Origin of the sequence: Hyphomicrobium sp. GJ21 (genome assembly GCF_001006785.1) — a bacterium.
Lineage (GTDB): Bacteria > Pseudomonadota > Alphaproteobacteria > Rhizobiales > Hyphomicrobiaceae > Hyphomicrobium_B.
This window is the reverse complement of record NZ_CDHO01000002.1, coordinates 81,807-95,826: the sequence shown is the minus strand read 5'-3', so window position 1 is coordinate 95,826 and position 14,020 is coordinate 81,807. Positions and strand designations below refer to the sequence as shown.

The following is a 14,020-nucleotide window of genomic DNA, read 5'->3' as shown; positions in this document are numbered from 1 at the left end:
TCGATGCGCGGCGAGGTGCCTGCAGGGGTCGTTCTGCCTCCCGATGGAACAGCCATCGGGCCCACGTAGCAAAGGTGCTGCGCGGAGCCCCACCATATCCGAGGAAGCTGCGTGAGCGGCAGAATTCGGAAACGGGCGGCAGAGGTCCCCGCTCCTCTGCCGCCCGCGTTAGTCCCGGCCATCCGTCCTGCGTATTGGGCGAACGGCTGGATATGACGTGGACCGCCCGCGCTGCCGCACGTAAACCCTCCCCAAGAGAGCGGCAGTGCGGGTCGGTTCACGGCTTCGGCATTCTCCTCATATTCCCTATTCTACAATTCGTCTCGATGTCGTGCGCTCGTGCGCTCGTGCGCTCGTGCGCGTCAACGTCGGCGATCGCCGAATAAAAAAAAAGCGGCGGAAATCGATCCGCCGCTTCCATGTTCGATAGTCCGGGCGCCGCTGAACGCGGCGAACTTTAGTTCTTGCCCTTGTCGACGAGCTTGTTCTTCGAGATCCACGGCATCATCGCGCGCAGCTTGGCGCCGACTTCTTCGATCTGATGGCTGTCGTTCAGGCGGCGCGTCGCCTTGAAGCTCGGCTGGCCGGCCTTGCATTCGAGCATCCAGTCGCGCGTGAAGCGGCCGGACTGAATGTCGGCGAGGACCTTCTTCATCTCGGCTTTCGTCTCGGGCGTGACGATGCGCGGGCCGGTGCGGTATTCGCCGTACTCGGCCGTGTTCGAGATCGAGTAGTTCATGTTGGCGATGCCGCCTTCATAGATGAGGTCGACGATGAGCTTCACTTCGTGCAGGCACTCGAAATAGGCCATCTCCGGGGCGTAGCCCGCTTCGACGAGCGTTTCGAAGCCGTTGCGGATGAGTTCGACGAGACCACCGCAGAGAACTGCCTGCTCGCCGAAGAGATCCGTTTCGCATTCCTCGCGGAACGTCGTCTCGATGACGCCCGAGCGGCCGCCGCCGATGGCCGACGCATACGAAAGAAAGAGATCGTGCGCGTTGCCGCTCTTGTCCTGATGCACGGCGATGAGGCACGGCACGCCGCCACCCTTCTGGTATTCACCGCGAACAGTGTGGCCCGGGCCTTTCGGCGCGACCATGCCGACGTCGAGATCGTCGCGCGGCTCGATCAGATTGAAATGCACGTTGAGGCCGTGCGCGAAGAGCAGAGCAGCGCCCTTCTTCATGTTCGGAGCGAGGTGATCTTTGTAGATGTCGCCCTGCAGCTCGTCGGGCGTCAGCATCATGATGACGTCGGCCCACTTGGCGGCTTCCGCCACGTCGAGAACCTTGAAGCCTTCCTTCTCCGCTTTCTGCGCGGAGGCCGAGCCCTTGCGAAGCGCGATCGCGACGTCCTTGACGCCCGAGTCGCGAAGGTTCAGCGCGTGCGCGTGGCCCTGGCTGCCGTAGCCGACGACAGCAACTTTCTTCGACTTGATGAGATTGATGTCGGCATCACGATCGTAATAGACGCGCATGGGCGGCCTTTCGGGTTCCCCGGTCGGAATCGACGGTCGGGCTGGGTTGACGTGGGACGCGATAGAGAGCGCCCAGAAAATATGGCCGGAACCTACTCAGAACGCCCCGCCGTTTCAACGGTCATTGCGTGCGCGAACGGACGCGGCAGCAACGGACGGGGGGGTTCAAAGCCCGGACCAGCCGAGCTTCATTAACTGAACTTTTTGCAGGCCGGCTTTCTGGATGCTCCCTAGTACGAAATTCAGTGGCCGCCGGGACCGCGCCCGATGGCGGCGATGCCGGTGCGCGAGACTTCGGCGAGGCCAAGCTCGATCATGAGATTGAGGAAGGTCTCGATCTTCGACGGCTTGCCCGTCATCTCGAAAACGAAGTGCTCGGTCGAGGTGTCGACGACGCGGGCACGGAAAATCTCGGCAATGCGCAGCGCCTCGATCCGCTTTTCGCCTTTGCCGACAACCTTGATCAGCGCCAGCTCGCGCTCGATGGCATCGCCCTCTTCCGTCAGGTCGCGCACGCGGTGCACCGGCACGAGCCGTTCGAGCTGATGCTTGATCTGCTGCAGCACGGCCGGCGTGCCGCTGGTGATGACGGTGATGCGCGACAGGTGTTTCTCGTGCTCGACCTCGGTCACGGTCAACGAGTCGATGTTGTAGCCGCGGCCGGCAAACAGACCGATGACGCGCGCCAGCACGCCCGGTTCGTTGTCGACGAAGATCGACAGCGTGCGGGAGACGATCTCCTGCGTGCGCGCTGGACTTGGATAGTGGGACTGCTTCTGCGGCTCGGCCATTGTGATGATCTCAATCGTCAGACGTAGCTTTCGATGAGCGTGTGGCCCACCGCATAATCCGGTATTCTCCACTCTTCCTTGAATGCCGCCGTTCGCCATTCAACAAAAGCGGGATGCGCGAGCATGGTGTCCATGTAGGCGCGCGTCGCCTCGCGAACCGGCACTCCATAAGTCTCGAAGCGCGTGACGATCGGAAGGTACATGGCGTCGGCCGCCGTGAAGGCGCCGTAGAGATACGGCCCGTTGCCACCGAAACGATTGCGGGCTTCGGACCAGATATCTTCGATGCGATCGATGTTCGCCTGCAGCGAGTCCGTCAGCACGGGCGTCGCGAACCGCGCCCCGAGATGCATCGGGCATGCCTGGCGGAGCGCCTGAAAGCCGCTGTGCATTTCGTTTGAAATCGCGCGAGCGTGCGCACGCGCCTTGGCATCGCGCGGCCAGATTGCGCGATCGGGGTAGCGCTCGGCGATCGTTTCAACGATCGCCATGCTTTCCCAGACGAACACGTCATCATCGACCAGTACCGGAACCTTGCCGGACGGCGAATATTCCATAAGCCGCTCGCGGCTGTCGGGACGACGCAGCGGAATGGTGACTTCTTCGAACTGGATGTCGAAAGCTTTGAGGAGCGCCCACGGACGCAGCGACCACGACGAATACAGCTTGTTGGCGATCACGAGTTTCAGCATGGTCAGCGCCCGCCCTGAGCGCCGTCGCTGCCCGCATCGCCAGGCGTGTTCGGCGGAAACGCGGATTTGATGAAGATCGGCATGCCGTTTTTATCGACGAGCTTTCTGAAAGCGTCGGCTTCCTTGACCGATATCTTGTATTGCTTGAACGCGGCGACGAACCGCTGTCCCATGGAGTTGGCAATGTCTTCGGGCGCCGGGACGCCCATGCGCACGCGCTCGGCTTGCGGAATTCGCGCATAGATGCGCGCCAGCACCTGCGAGTGCATGTAATCCTGCGCCATGCAGGACTCGAGGCCGGGGGTATAGTTGCTCGACAGCATCTGGGTGCGGTAGCAGGCGTCGAGAAACTTCAGGACGCCCTGCGAACCTTCGCGCTTATGCAGCTCGGCAAGACGCTTCGCCGAGTCCTTGATGTTGGCGACGCGGTCCCACGACTCCTTGGCGAACGCAGGCGCCGGAGCAACTGCCGTCGCACCCAATGCGAGCGCAATGAGAAAGCCCCAGAGACCACTGCGTGTTTTGATGTGTCTCACACCAATACCTTGCCTTCATCGCCGATCGCGCGCTCGACTTCTTCGTCGGAAACGTTTTCGCCGAGCAGCATTTCGTTATGAGCTTTGCCCGACGGGATCATCGGGAAGCAGTTGGCGAGCTTGGCGACGTGGCAGTCGAAGATGACCGGGCCCTTGGTATTGATCATCGCCTCGATCGCGTCGTCGAGATCGGCGGGATGATCGCAACGCATGCCGGTCCAGCCATAGGCGTCGGCGAGCTTGACGAAATCCGGAAGCGCTTCCGTGTAGCTTTCCGACAGGCGATTGCCGTGCAGAAGCTGCTGCCACTGGCGCACCATGCCCATGTACTCATTGTTCATGATGAACACCTTCACCGGCAGCCGGTACTGAACCGCCGTCGAGCATTCCTGAATGTTCATGAGAATGGACGCATCGCCCGCCACGTCGACGACGAGCGACTTCGGATGCGCAAGCTGCACGCCGATCGCGGCCGGCAGCCCGTATCCCATCGTTCCAAGTCCGCCCGACGTCATCCAACGGTTCGGCTCCTCGAAGTGGAGGAATTGGGCGGCCCACATCTGATGCTGGCCGACCTCGGTCGTGAAGTAGGTGTCGCGGTCTTTCGTCAACTCGTAAAGACGCTGACACGCATACTGAGGCATGATCATGTCTTTGGAGTTCTTGTAGGCAAGCGATTTTTTCGCCCGCCAGCCGTCGATCTGCTTCCACCACGCTTTATGTGCCGCTTTATCGAGCACGGGCGCCTTGGCTTTCCAGATCTTCAGCATCTCTTCGAGCACGTAGGTGCAATCGCCGACGATCGGGATGTCGACCTGGATGTTCTTGTTGATCGACGATGGATCGATGTCGACGTGGATCTTCTTCGAGTCCGGCGAGAACGCGTCGATGCGGCCGGTGATGCGGTCGTCGAAGCGGGCGCCGATGTTGATCATCACGTCGCAATCGTGCATCGCGAGGTTGGCTTCGTAGGTGCCGTGCATGCCGAGCATGCCGAGCCACTGCTTGTCGGACGCGGGATAGGCGCCGAGACCCATCAGCGTCGACGTGATCGGGTAGCCCGTCATGCGCACGAGTTCGCGCAGCAGCTGGCTCGCCTTCGGGCCGGAATTGATGACGCCGCCACCGGTATAGAAGACCGGCTTCTTGGCGGCCGCGATCACCTCGACCGCTTCGCGCACGGCCGACTGGTCCGGCTTCAGGTATGGACGGTAGGTCTTATGCTGGATGTTCGACGGGCCGACGTAATTGCCGGTTGCGAACTGCACGTCCTTCGGAATGTCGACCACGACCGGACCGGGACGGCCTGTGCGCGCGATATGAAAGGCTTCGTGCAGCACGCGTGCGAGATCGTTGACGTTCTTCACGAGCGTGTTGTGCTTTGTGCACGGACGCGTGATGCCGACGGTATCGCATTCCTGGAACGCATCGTTGCCGATGAGGTGCGTCGGCACCTGGCCGGTGATGCAGACGATCGGGATCGAATCCATCAGCGCGTCGGCGAGGCCGGTCACAGCGTTGGTCGCGCCGGGCCCCGACGTCACCAAACACACGCCGACCTTGCCCGTCGAACGCGCGTAGCCTTCGGCCGCGTGCAGCGCGCCGCCTTCCTGGCGCACGAGGATGTGGCGGATCTTGTCCTGCTGGAAAATCTCATCGTAGATCGGCAGGACGGCTCCGCCCGGATAGCCAAAAATCAACTCGACGCCCTGGTCGGCGAGCGCGGTCAGAACGATTTCGGCACCCGTCATTGTTCGTGCCATGTGGCGAACTCCTGGATCGGCTCGGCTGGCTTTTTCGAAGCCTTGGAAAGGTGTGGAACGTAGGCAAAAGAGTCTATTTGGTCAACGTCAACACTAAATAAATGCGAAAATATCGCGGTCAATACGTTCCATACATTTCGCATTTACGTGTTTCCACGAAATCATATTTCGACGCGACCACGTTTCCTGCCGTTTGATGTATTGCCGCGTTTCGGCCTTCGCCGCGTCGGCAGCGGCTTCGATGGAGCTTTGGCCGCGCACGACGTCCAGAAGCGGACGTACGCCAATGGCGCGCATCGCAGGCAGGTCGGGATCGAGTTGCAGAGCCTCCATGTCTCGTGCCTCGTCCAGGGCGCCGGAGCCGATCATGCGATCGAAACGGGCATCGGCGCGGGCGTGGAGGTCTTCGCGGTCGAGCGTCACGAGAAAGCGGATGGAGTCCGCAGCGTCGACCACGGGAACGCCCGGAATCTGCTGCCAGTCGGCCAGCGACTGGCCTGTCTGCTCGATCACCTCGAGCGCCCGCACGATGCGCTGCGTATCGCCCGGCGCGAGCCGGTCGGCCATGCGTGTGTCGCGCGCCGCGAGTTCGCGATGCAGGCCCGCCGCGCCGCGCCGCTCGGCCTCGGCCCGCCAGTGCTCGCGGATCGCCGGATCGATACTCGGGATCGGTGACAGACCTTCGAGCAGCGCTTTGAAATAGAGACCCGTGCCGCCGACGATCACTGGGCGCTGTCCCGCCTGACGCGCTCTGGCCAGCGCATCGGCGACATCGGCAACGAAACGGCCTGCGGAATAGGCGTCCGAGGCGGGGATGAAGCCATAAAGCGCGTGCGGCACGCGAGCTTCTTCTTCCGGCGATGGACGCGCCGTCAGGATGCGCAGCTCGCGATAGACCTGCATGCTGTCGGCATTGATGATGACGCCGCCGACGTGCTCGGCGATCGCCAGCGCCAGCGCCGACTTGCCGCTCGCGGTCGGCCCGGCGATCAGGATCGGCGGAGGCGTATCTTGAGGCTCACTCATGAAAACGCCTCCTAGCGCAGCCGGACCGGCGGCGCCAGAAGGCGAACTCCTTAAATCCGCTCGCGCGGGCCAGCCAGCTTAGTAGCTGACCTTGGCGCGGGCGCCGATGACCGTTGCGTGCCCGACATCCTGCGTTGCGCCCGGGTTCCAGAAGTACTGGAAGTCCGGCGTCAGCGTGACGCCGTCGCAGATCTGAGCCGTATAGTTGAGTTCGAGCACCGACTCATAGGTTGCGCGGCCATCGGCGGGATCGAGCCTGACGAGATCGGGCGAAATCTGACCCCAGCCGAAAGCTGCGCCGAAGGCGTCCTTCGTGCGGCCAGGCACGAAGCCGCTGAACACGATGCCGGTGTCGAAGTACATATCCATGACGCTATGGCTCGTCGGACTGCCGGATACGCGCCCGAAGATGCTCACGCTCTGATCGTCGCCGTTTTTCCAGATCTGCTGATCGACAATCGCATAGAGGCCAGATGCCTGATTGACCGTCGCTCCGGTATTGAAGTCCTGGTAGATGCCGTCCGGAGCATCGAACTGGCGCCAGCCGCCAACCTTGACGGTGCCGGCGAGGCCTATGTCGTACCTGAATGCGCCTTCGACGATCAGGAGTGCGCCGTCACCGAAACGGAAGTCCGTCCCGTGGCGGTTGCTCTTCTGCGCATCGTCCGCATAGGGGTTCGCAGGGCTGCCGTTGAAAATACCGGCGAGGATCGTCAGGTTGTCGGTCGGAGCGAACTGTGCACGAGCACCCATCGCGGTCAGCGGATATGCGGGGCCGCCCTGGACCATGTTGGTCGCGAGAATGCCCGCCCAGCCGAACGTTCCGTTCAAGAACGCGCCGGCGGTGTCGCTGACGAAGAATTCGGTATCGGCTGCGATCGCACCGAACTTCAATTTCAACTTGTCGTCGAGAAGCGCCTGCTCGAACCACAGCTCGTCGAGGCGGACGGTCTCAAAGCCTTCGAGATTGCTGACCGCGAAGATGCTGCCGGTGTTCGTCGTCGGGCCGATGCCGTGGACGTAATAAGCGTTGGCGTGGATGGTGCCGCCCTTCCAGCCGAGCATTTTCTCCAGATCGAGGTCGACATAGGTTTCGATCAAACCGTTGTACGTCGAGCCGCGCGACACGCCGCCGGACGTCACGTTGTAGTATTCGCCGGTGTAGTTCACGCCGTACAGGACGCCGCGCTGCGCGAAGGACGCGCGCACCGGATCGTTCCAGCCGACCGCGATCGATTCTTCGGGAACCCCGGTGACGGGCTTATCTTCGGCCCAGGCTCCTGCAGCTGCCCCCAGCGACAAAAGTCCCATCGCCGACACCGCGCCGGCTTTGACCATTGACCTCATTTCAATTCCCCCAATGCGCTGCAGCCATGCCCACTCGATGGCCTGGCGACGAGACTGCGGCGACGGCTCAGCAAACCCCGGCTCAGGGACACAACAATTAGTTGACGCTCCCCGTCAACATTAGACTGGGGGCAACGGGGCGTCTGTAACACTTCCTCGGGAATGCTGTTGCTGGCCTGCAATAGGACGCGCGCGTGGTAATCGCCAGCAAGCGCTTTTTGCGAAGAATAGCGCACAGAATGGCCGGTTCTTGCGAACTTTTGTAAACTAGCCGCGGCCCGAGCGCCGACTCATTTTCTCAGCAGTCGCGGCAGCTCGAGACCCGTCCAGCGACGCCACGTGTCGGCAAGACCGGGCTGCATTCGGCCCCAGGCGCGCGCGACCTCCAGCTTGATCCGCGTCTTCAGCATCCGGCTGTAGCGCCAGACCCACGAGGCGCGAATTTCGGCGAATAGCGCATCCTTCCAGGGCACGAACCATTCATAGAGGCGTGCGAACCAACCGATGCGCATCAAGGCCGGTTTCGTCAGAATGAAGACACGGGCGATGAGCGCCGTGGATGCCAGCTTGGCGCCGACGAAAAGCATGGTCGCGGAGGCAAAGTGATGGTTCGCCAGCAGCCAGACGGCGACGAACTTCAACGGCACCAGCAGCACAGTCGGCAATGCGATGGCGAACAAAGCCGCATAGGGCGGCAGGTTCGCGATGAGGCGCTCGACCGCCGCGATGGGCGCATATTTCGCGAGCCGGGCGATGAATGCCGAAAGCGGACGCCAGCCCCATTCCTCGAACAGGACGAGCAGCGCGGCGATCACGTTCAGGGCGGCGATGATCGGTCCGCGCACGATCGACCACGCCGTCCGCAGCAGACCGCGCAAGACCCAGAGGACGATCACGGAAGCTCGCCGGATGGCGTGCCCTGCTTGTTTCGCCATTGAAATGAGATTGTCGGAATTCAAGCGCGCTGCCTTCGCCGGTTATCGGATCAGGCCCGCAGTCTAGCAGCCCGAATAGCCCTGGGAACAATTCCAAAGAATTATTCCAAACGGAGGCAGGCGCCGCTGCAATGATTTCCGACGCGAACCGCAAGCAGCTTCGTTAAGCCGCTGTTGACCTTCGCAACGCCGCCTTGAGGGTCCCGCTTCCCAATTCTATACTTTTTCAGTAAATAATTGAAACGACCAAGGAGCGTGCCTTGAAACTCTCTCGCCAGATCCTGTTTGCAACGTCCATCACACTGGCCGCGATCATCGTGCCTCGCTTCGCGACGGCGGCCGAGCACGTCGTCGAAATGCGCAACAAAGACGATGCCGGAAACACCATGGCCTTCCAACCCGGTTTCGTGAAAGTCGAAGTCGGCGACACGGTCAAGTTCGTGCCGACGGACAAGAGCCACAATGCCGAGAGCGTGCGCGAGGTATGGCCGGAAGGCGTTACGCCGGTGAAGGGCGGCTTCAGCAAGGAAGTCGTTTTCAACGCCGAAAAGGAAGGGCTCTACGTCCTGAAGTGCGCGCCGCATTACGGCATGGGCATGGTCGTGCTCGTGCAGGTCGGCAAGCCCGTCAACCTCGACCAGATCAAAGAATACAAGGCGACGGGCCTCGCGAAAAAGCGCCTCGACGGCGAAATCGCGAAGGTCGTCCAGTAACGCCCAGCGCGACGAGTTCGAGTTCTGCCGCCTGCCTCCCGGAAGGGGCCAGTCAGAGCTCGTAAAGACCCCGGGGCAGGTTCTCCCGACCTCTCCCCGGGGTTATTCTTTTTACGAACGCACCGGTTCGAGCAATGCAACGTCGTCGGCGCGACGCGGCTCTCCGGCTTCCTCCAGAGCATGCGCAAGCTCTTCGCGCGCCTTTTCCGCCTGACGCTGGCGCGCCCACAGTCCGGCATAAAGTCCGCGCCGGGTGACAAGTTCCGCATGCGTGCCCTGTTCGACGACGCGGCCCGCATCGAGCACAAGAATATTGTCGGCGTGTATGATCGTCGAAAGCCGGTGCGCGATAACGACCGCGGTCCTGTCTTTCGACACGCGATCCAGCGCGTCCTGAATTTCTCTTTCGGTATGGCTGTCGAGAGCGCTGGTCGCCTCGTCGAGAATGAGGATCGGGGGCGCTTTCAAAATCGTTCGCGCAATGGCGACGCGCTGCTTCTCGCCGCCCGACAGCTTGAGCCCGCGCTCGCCCACCATCGTGTCGTAGCCGTCGGGCAGCGTTTTCACGAAATCGTCGATCTGCGCCATCTTCGCAGCGGCAAAGACTTCGTCGTCCGTCGCATCATGGCGGCCATACTTGATGTTGTAGAAAATCGTGTCGTTGAAAAGCACGGTGTCCTGAGGGACGACGCCCATCGCGGCGCGAAGCGACGCCTGCGTGACGTCGCGAATGTCCTGGCCGTCGATGGTGATCCGCCCGCTCGTCACGTCGTAGAAGCGTAGCAGCAGACGGCTGATCGTCGATTTTCCCGCACCCGACGGTCCGACAATCGCAACCATTTTTCCGGCCGGCACCTCGAACGACACGTCTTTCAAGATCTGCCGCTCGGGATCGTAGGAAAAGCCGACGTGCTCGAAACGGATCGTGCCGCCGTCGACTTTCAAAAGCCCAGCGCCTTCGCGATCGGCAACTTCCGGATTCTGGTCGAGCACTTCCATCATGCGCTCGATGTCGGTCAGTCCCTGGCGGATTTCGCGATAGACCATGCCCATGAAATTCAGCGGCATGAACAGCTGCAGCATCAGCAGGTTCACCATCGCGAAGCGCCCGACCGTCGAAGTGCCGGCGAGCACGTCGTTGGCGGCCATGACGAGGCACACCGTCAGCGCGATGGTGAAGATGACCGCCTGGCCCGAGTTCAGCACCGCGAGAGTCGTAAAGGTCTTGATGCTGGCCTTTTCGTACTGCGCCATCGACTTGTCGTAGCGCGCGGCCTCGCGCTGCTCGGCACCGAAGTATTTCACCGTCTCGTAGTTCAGCAGGCTATCGACGGACTTGGTCGTGGCGTCGGTATCGCTTTCGTTCATCACGCGGCGGATCTTCAGCCGCCAGTTGGTCGTGTGAACCGTGAACCAAAGATAGCAGACGATCATCGTCACGATCGTCACGATGAAGCGCCAATCGAACTCGAAGGCGCAGACGATGATGATCATCAGGAATTCGACGATGGTCGGGATCAGCGTCATCAGCGCCATGCGGCTGATGTTCTCGATGCCGGCGCGGCCGCGCTCGAGCACGCGCGTCAATCCTCCCGTCTTGCGCTCGAGATGAAAGCGCAGCGACAGGCGGTGCATGTGCTCGAAGGTCGCGAGCGCGAGGGTGCGCACCGCATGCATCGCGACGCGCGCGAACATGCCTTCGCGCACCTGCATCAGCAAGGACATGACGATGCGGGCAACGCCGTAGAACACGCACGCCAGGATCGGTGCGCCGATCAGCCAGGGTATCGTCTGGTTCGCAGGAACGTGTCCGCCGGTCGCTGCGACGAGCGCGTCGGTCGCCCATTTCAACGTAAACGGAACACCGACCGTCGCCGCCTTCGCGATGACGATCAGCACCAGCGATCCGACGATCGTGCGCTGCAGATCGGGCCGATTGTGGGGCCATACATACGGCCAGAGCGCCCGTAGAATACGTATGGTTTCAGCGGTCGGCGTCAGGCGAGCCAAAGAGATGCCGCGGCCTGCGGCGCCATTCGATTGTCGTTGCTGCATCGCGTTGAAATAGGGTCAGAGCGGAAAAATGTCCATCAGCGGCGGGCCGGAATGAAAATGCGCTGGCAGGGATAAATCAGATCCGGATTGCGGATGATCGAGCGATTGGCCCGATAGAGCCGCCAGTAAAGCCAGCCAACGCGGTAATGACGCCGAGATATGCGCCAGAGCGTGTCGCCGCTCGCGATCGTGTAATGCCCCGGCGTGCGGACGCGGCGTCCCGCCAGGTGGCAGCGCGGCGCACGCCTGATCCAGCGTCTGACGACCGGCCCGCGCGCAAGCTTGCGCGAAGCAACCTTGCTTTCCGCAGGCTTCGTCTTGGGCGATTTCTTGCTTCCGGAGGCTGGCGACGGCTCTGAGGACTTCCCGGCCAGCGTTCCCGTTTCGGGGGTGCGGTTTTCGGATGTCTGCGGCGGCGCGGCGGCGGCCGACTGCTGCTTTTTCGTTTCGGCCTCGAGGGCCGCCGCGCGCTGACGTTCCTGTTCGGCTTTCTCGGAGGCAAGCTTGGCAGCGGCGCGCTCGTCTTCGAGGCGTTTGGCTTTCTCGTCATCGAGACGCTTCGCTTCCGCGGCTTTGCGCTCGGACTCGGCCGCGCGCTCCTCGGCATCGATGCGTGCGGCTTCGGCTTCGAGCCGCTCGCGCTTCTGCTTGGCTTCGGCCGCCAGACGCGCTTCCTCGGCCTGCTTCGCGGCTTCCCGTGCCACGCGTTCCTGCTCGGCGCGCTTGGCGTCTTCGGCGGCCTGGCGAGCCTCTTGCTCTCGCTTTGCCTCGTCGGCGGCTTTCTGCGCCTCTTCGGCTTTGCGAGCTTCTTCGATCCGTTTCGCGTCGTCGGCTCGCTGCTGCTCTTCGGCGCGTTTACGCTGCTCATCCGCGCGTTTGGCTTCGTCTTCCGCGACCTTGCGCGCTTCCTCCGCCCGCCTTGCTTCGTCGGCTTTGCGGGCTTCCTCGACACGCCGAGACGCGTCCTCGGCGGCCTTGCGGTCGTCTTCTGCGTGTTTGGCCGCTTCAAGAGCGTTGCGCTCGTCGTCTTTGCGCTTCGCCTCTTCGACGGCTTTCCGAAGGTCGTCGGCTTCCTTCGCTTCCGCGGCGGCTCTCGCTTCCTCGACCTTGCGAGCCTCCTCGGCGCGTTTCGCTTCCTCTTTCGCCAAACGCGCGTCTTCCACTTGTTGGGCCTGCTCGGCGATGAGCGCATCCTTGGCGCGGCGCGCGGCCTCTACCGCCTCCGCGTCCTGCTCCTTCACTTCGTCCAATTTCCTGGCGATCGAATCCTTTTCGGCGGACGTCCCGCCGGTTCCGGGCACCGTCAGTCGCGGGACGATCGTCGTCTGGAATTCACGGTTGGCGCGTGCGAGCCAATCGCGAACGCGGTCGGCAAAGCCCAGACCTTCGACCGGCGTGTCTCTCTCGTGAGGCTTCGCGGTTCCAGTTGGTTGAGGCTTGGCGGGCTCCGCCGGCGTCGCTTGCGCGAGCGTGGTTTCCGGGATGGGCTCGGTGTTCGACTTGACGGTCACGCCACCGGACGCGGCATCGGCCATGCGGACGACCGGATCGGCGACGACCGCGGCGGCAGGATCGATCCAAGCCACCTCGACCTCGCCGACGGTCGCGATGTCGTCCTTGAAAAGCTGCGTTTGCACGAGCGCCGCGTTCGCGGGTAATGGCGCCAGGAGCACAACCAATGCGGTCATGGAAAGGCGTCCCGCCCGCACGAATGCGTCGGCCGTTTTCTTCTTAGAAACGGCTGGTTGCCCCGATTTCATAACACCGCCTTGTAAGTCCATTATGAGCTAAGCACACCACAGCGCTCGCAGCCAATACGGGTCTGGAATTGTATGAGCCGCTGTACCTCATCGGCCACCACCGGATTTGCGCCGCACATCCGGCCGCGCCCGGAAAATGCCTCCATTGAAGAGCCGCGATGCTCTGGTGACGGGGGCACCGGCTTCTTAGATTAAGATCATCGATGACAAAAAACGGAATACGAATGAATGAAATTTTGAAGCCGGCGGTGGATACGTCCGCCGCCAAAAAGCTCGTTGTGCCTTCTCCCATCCAAGGCGTCTGCGTCTACTGCGGCTCCGGGAAGGGTCTTAATCCGGCTTATGCCGTCGCCGCGCGCAAGCTCGGGAAGGCGCTGGCCGATCACAACCTCCGTCTCGTGTACGGCGGCGGCAGCCTCGGCCTGATGGGCGAAGTTGCGCGCGCGACGCTCGGCGGCGGCGGCAAGGTGACCGGCATTATCCCCGACTTTCTGGGCGCGCGTGAAATGATGCTCAAGGATGTCGACGAGCTGATCGTCGTCGAGAGCATGCACGTGCGGAAACAGCTGATGTTCGATCGCGCCGACGCGTTCGTGGCGCTGCCGGGCGGAATAGGCACGCTTGAAGAACTGGTCGAGCAGCTGACCTGGTCGCAGCTCGGACGGCACACGAAGCCGATCGTCGTCGCCAACATCGAAGGTTTCTGGGACCCGTTCCTGAAGCTGCTCGAGCACATGAAGGGCGATACCTTCATCCGTCCCGGCCTCGACGTGCATTTCAACGTCGTCGACCGGATCGAGGACGTGGTGCCGGCCATTCTCGCGAGCGCGCCCGCCAAGGCGCCCCAGCGCGAGGACGCGATCGCCGAGAAATTCTAGCGGGCGGCTGTTTTTGCGTTGCCACCGGCCCCGGCGGATAGGTTCCG

12 protein-coding genes are annotated in these 14,020 nt (G+C 62.3%); 2 read left to right on the top strand and 10 right to left on the bottom strand.

Annotated features, from left to right (window positions below; genetic code table 11):
* Nucleotides 1–457: 457 nt before the first annotated feature.
* The 8 genes from ilvC to HYPGJ_RS03420 form a co-directional block, all read right to left on the bottom strand.
* The gene (gene ilvC, locus HYPGJ_RS03460) at nt 458–1,477 is read right to left on the bottom strand and encodes a ketol-acid reductoisomerase (RefSeq protein ID WP_013216034.1); all 1,020 of its coding nucleotides are present in this window, start codon (nt 1,475–1,477) and stop codon (nt 458–460) included.
* Nucleotides 1,478–1,719: 242 nt separating this feature from the next.
* Nucleotides 1,720–2,268, bottom strand: coding sequence for an acetolactate synthase small subunit (gene ilvN, locus HYPGJ_RS03450; protein WP_013216035.1), 549 nt, complete (start codon nt 2,266–2,268; stop codon nt 1,720–1,722).
* A 17-nt stretch (nt 2,269–2,285) separates the two neighbouring features.
* Nucleotides 2,286–2,960, bottom strand: coding sequence for a glutathione S-transferase family protein (locus HYPGJ_RS03445; RefSeq protein WP_046845920.1), 675 nt, complete (start codon nt 2,958–2,960; stop codon nt 2,286–2,288).
* 2 nt (nt 2,961–2,962) lie between these two features.
* A complete protein-coding gene (locus HYPGJ_RS03440) occupies nt 2,963–3,496 on the bottom strand; it encodes a hypothetical protein (RefSeq protein WP_046845919.1) in 534 nt (177 codons plus the stop codon).
* Nucleotides 3,493–5,259 carry an acetolactate synthase 3 large subunit gene (locus HYPGJ_RS03435; RefSeq protein WP_046845918.1) on the bottom strand — a complete coding sequence of 589 codons (1,767 nt, stop codon included), beginning with the start codon at nt 5,257–5,259 and terminating at the stop codon, nt 3,493–3,495. The genes HYPGJ_RS03440 and HYPGJ_RS03435 overlap by 4 nt, the downstream gene beginning before the upstream one ends.
* Nucleotides 5,260–5,352: 93 nt before the next feature.
* Complete coding sequence (miaA, locus tag HYPGJ_RS03430; protein ID WP_046845917.1) at nt 5,353–6,285, bottom strand: tRNA (adenosine(37)-N6)-dimethylallyltransferase MiaA; 933 nt, start codon at nt 6,283–6,285, stop codon at nt 5,353–5,355.
* Between the two features lie 78 nt (nt 6,286–6,363).
* Nucleotides 6,364–7,632: a carbohydrate porin gene (locus tag HYPGJ_RS03425; RefSeq protein WP_046845916.1), complete on the bottom strand. Its 1,269-nt coding sequence runs from the start codon at nt 7,630–7,632 to the stop codon at nt 6,364–6,366.
* A gap of 290 nt (nt 7,633–7,922) precedes the next feature.
* Nucleotides 7,923–8,567, bottom strand: coding sequence for a hypothetical protein (locus HYPGJ_RS03420; protein WP_052750783.1), 645 nt, complete (start codon nt 8,565–8,567; stop codon nt 7,923–7,925).
* A 260-nt stretch (nt 8,568–8,827) separates the two neighbouring features.
* Here HYPGJ_RS03420 and HYPGJ_RS03415 point away from each other — a divergent pair, with 260 nt between their 5' ends.
* A complete protein-coding gene (locus HYPGJ_RS03415; RefSeq protein WP_046845915.1) occupies nt 8,828–9,280 on the top strand; it encodes a pseudoazurin in 453 nt (150 codons plus the stop codon).
* A 111-nt stretch (nt 9,281–9,391) separates the two neighbouring features.
* On the opposite strand, the gene HYPGJ_RS03410 is transcribed toward HYPGJ_RS03415, so the two are convergent.
* Nucleotides 9,392–11,335, bottom strand: coding sequence for an ABC transporter ATP-binding protein/permease (locus HYPGJ_RS03410; RefSeq protein ID WP_052750782.1), 1,944 nt, complete (start codon nt 11,333–11,335; stop codon nt 9,392–9,394).
* Nucleotides 11,336–11,370: 35 nt separating this feature from the next.
* Nucleotides 11,371–13,023, bottom strand: coding sequence for a LysM peptidoglycan-binding domain-containing protein (locus HYPGJ_RS03405; protein ID WP_244465997.1), 1,653 nt, complete (start codon nt 13,021–13,023; stop codon nt 11,371–11,373).
* Nucleotides 13,024–13,319: 296 nt separating this feature from the next.
* On the opposite strand from HYPGJ_RS03405, the gene HYPGJ_RS03400 reads away from it, so the two are divergent.
* Nucleotides 13,320–13,973, top strand: a complete 654-nt coding sequence (locus tag HYPGJ_RS03400; RefSeq protein WP_200185661.1) for a TIGR00730 family Rossman fold protein — start codon at nt 13,320–13,322, stop codon at nt 13,971–13,973.
* Nucleotides 13,974–14,020 lie beyond the last annotated feature (47 nt).

Excerpts from the sequence above, each read along its gene's own strand:
- HYPGJ_RS03405 (WP_244465997.1), bottom strand. The coding sequence starts at position 13,023 with ATGACCGCATTGGTTGTGCTCCTGGCGCCATTACCCGCGAACGCGGCG.
- miaA (WP_046845917.1), bottom strand. The coding sequence starts at position 6,285 with ATGAGTGAGCCTCAAGATACGCCTCCGCCGATCCTGATCGCCGGGCCG.
- ilvN (WP_013216035.1), bottom strand. The coding sequence starts at position 2,268 with ATGGCCGAGCCGCAGAAGCAGTCCCACTATCCAAGTCCAGCGCGCACG.
- HYPGJ_RS03420 (WP_052750783.1), bottom strand. The coding sequence starts at position 8,567 with ATGGCGAAACAAGCAGGGCACGCCATCCGGCGAGCTTCCGTGATCGTC.
- HYPGJ_RS03435 (WP_046845918.1), bottom strand. The coding sequence starts at position 5,259 with ATGGCACGAACAATGACGGGTGCCGAAATCGTTCTGACCGCGCTCGCC.
- HYPGJ_RS03400 (WP_200185661.1), top strand. The coding sequence starts at position 13,320 with ATGAATGAAATTTTGAAGCCGGCGGTGGATACGTCCGCCGCCAAAAAG.
- HYPGJ_RS03445 (WP_046845920.1), bottom strand. The coding sequence starts at position 2,960 with ATGCTGAAACTCGTGATCGCCAACAAGCTGTATTCGTCGTGGTCGCTG.
- HYPGJ_RS03410 (WP_052750782.1), bottom strand. The coding sequence starts at position 11,335 with ATGCAGCAACGACAATCGAATGGCGCCGCAGGCCGCGGCATCTCTTTG.
- ilvC (WP_013216034.1), bottom strand. The coding sequence starts at position 1,477 with ATGCGCGTCTATTACGATCGTGATGCCGACATCAATCTCATCAAGTCG.
- HYPGJ_RS03425 (WP_046845916.1), bottom strand. The coding sequence starts at position 7,632 with ATGAGGTCAATGGTCAAAGCCGGCGCGGTGTCGGCGATGGGACTTTTG.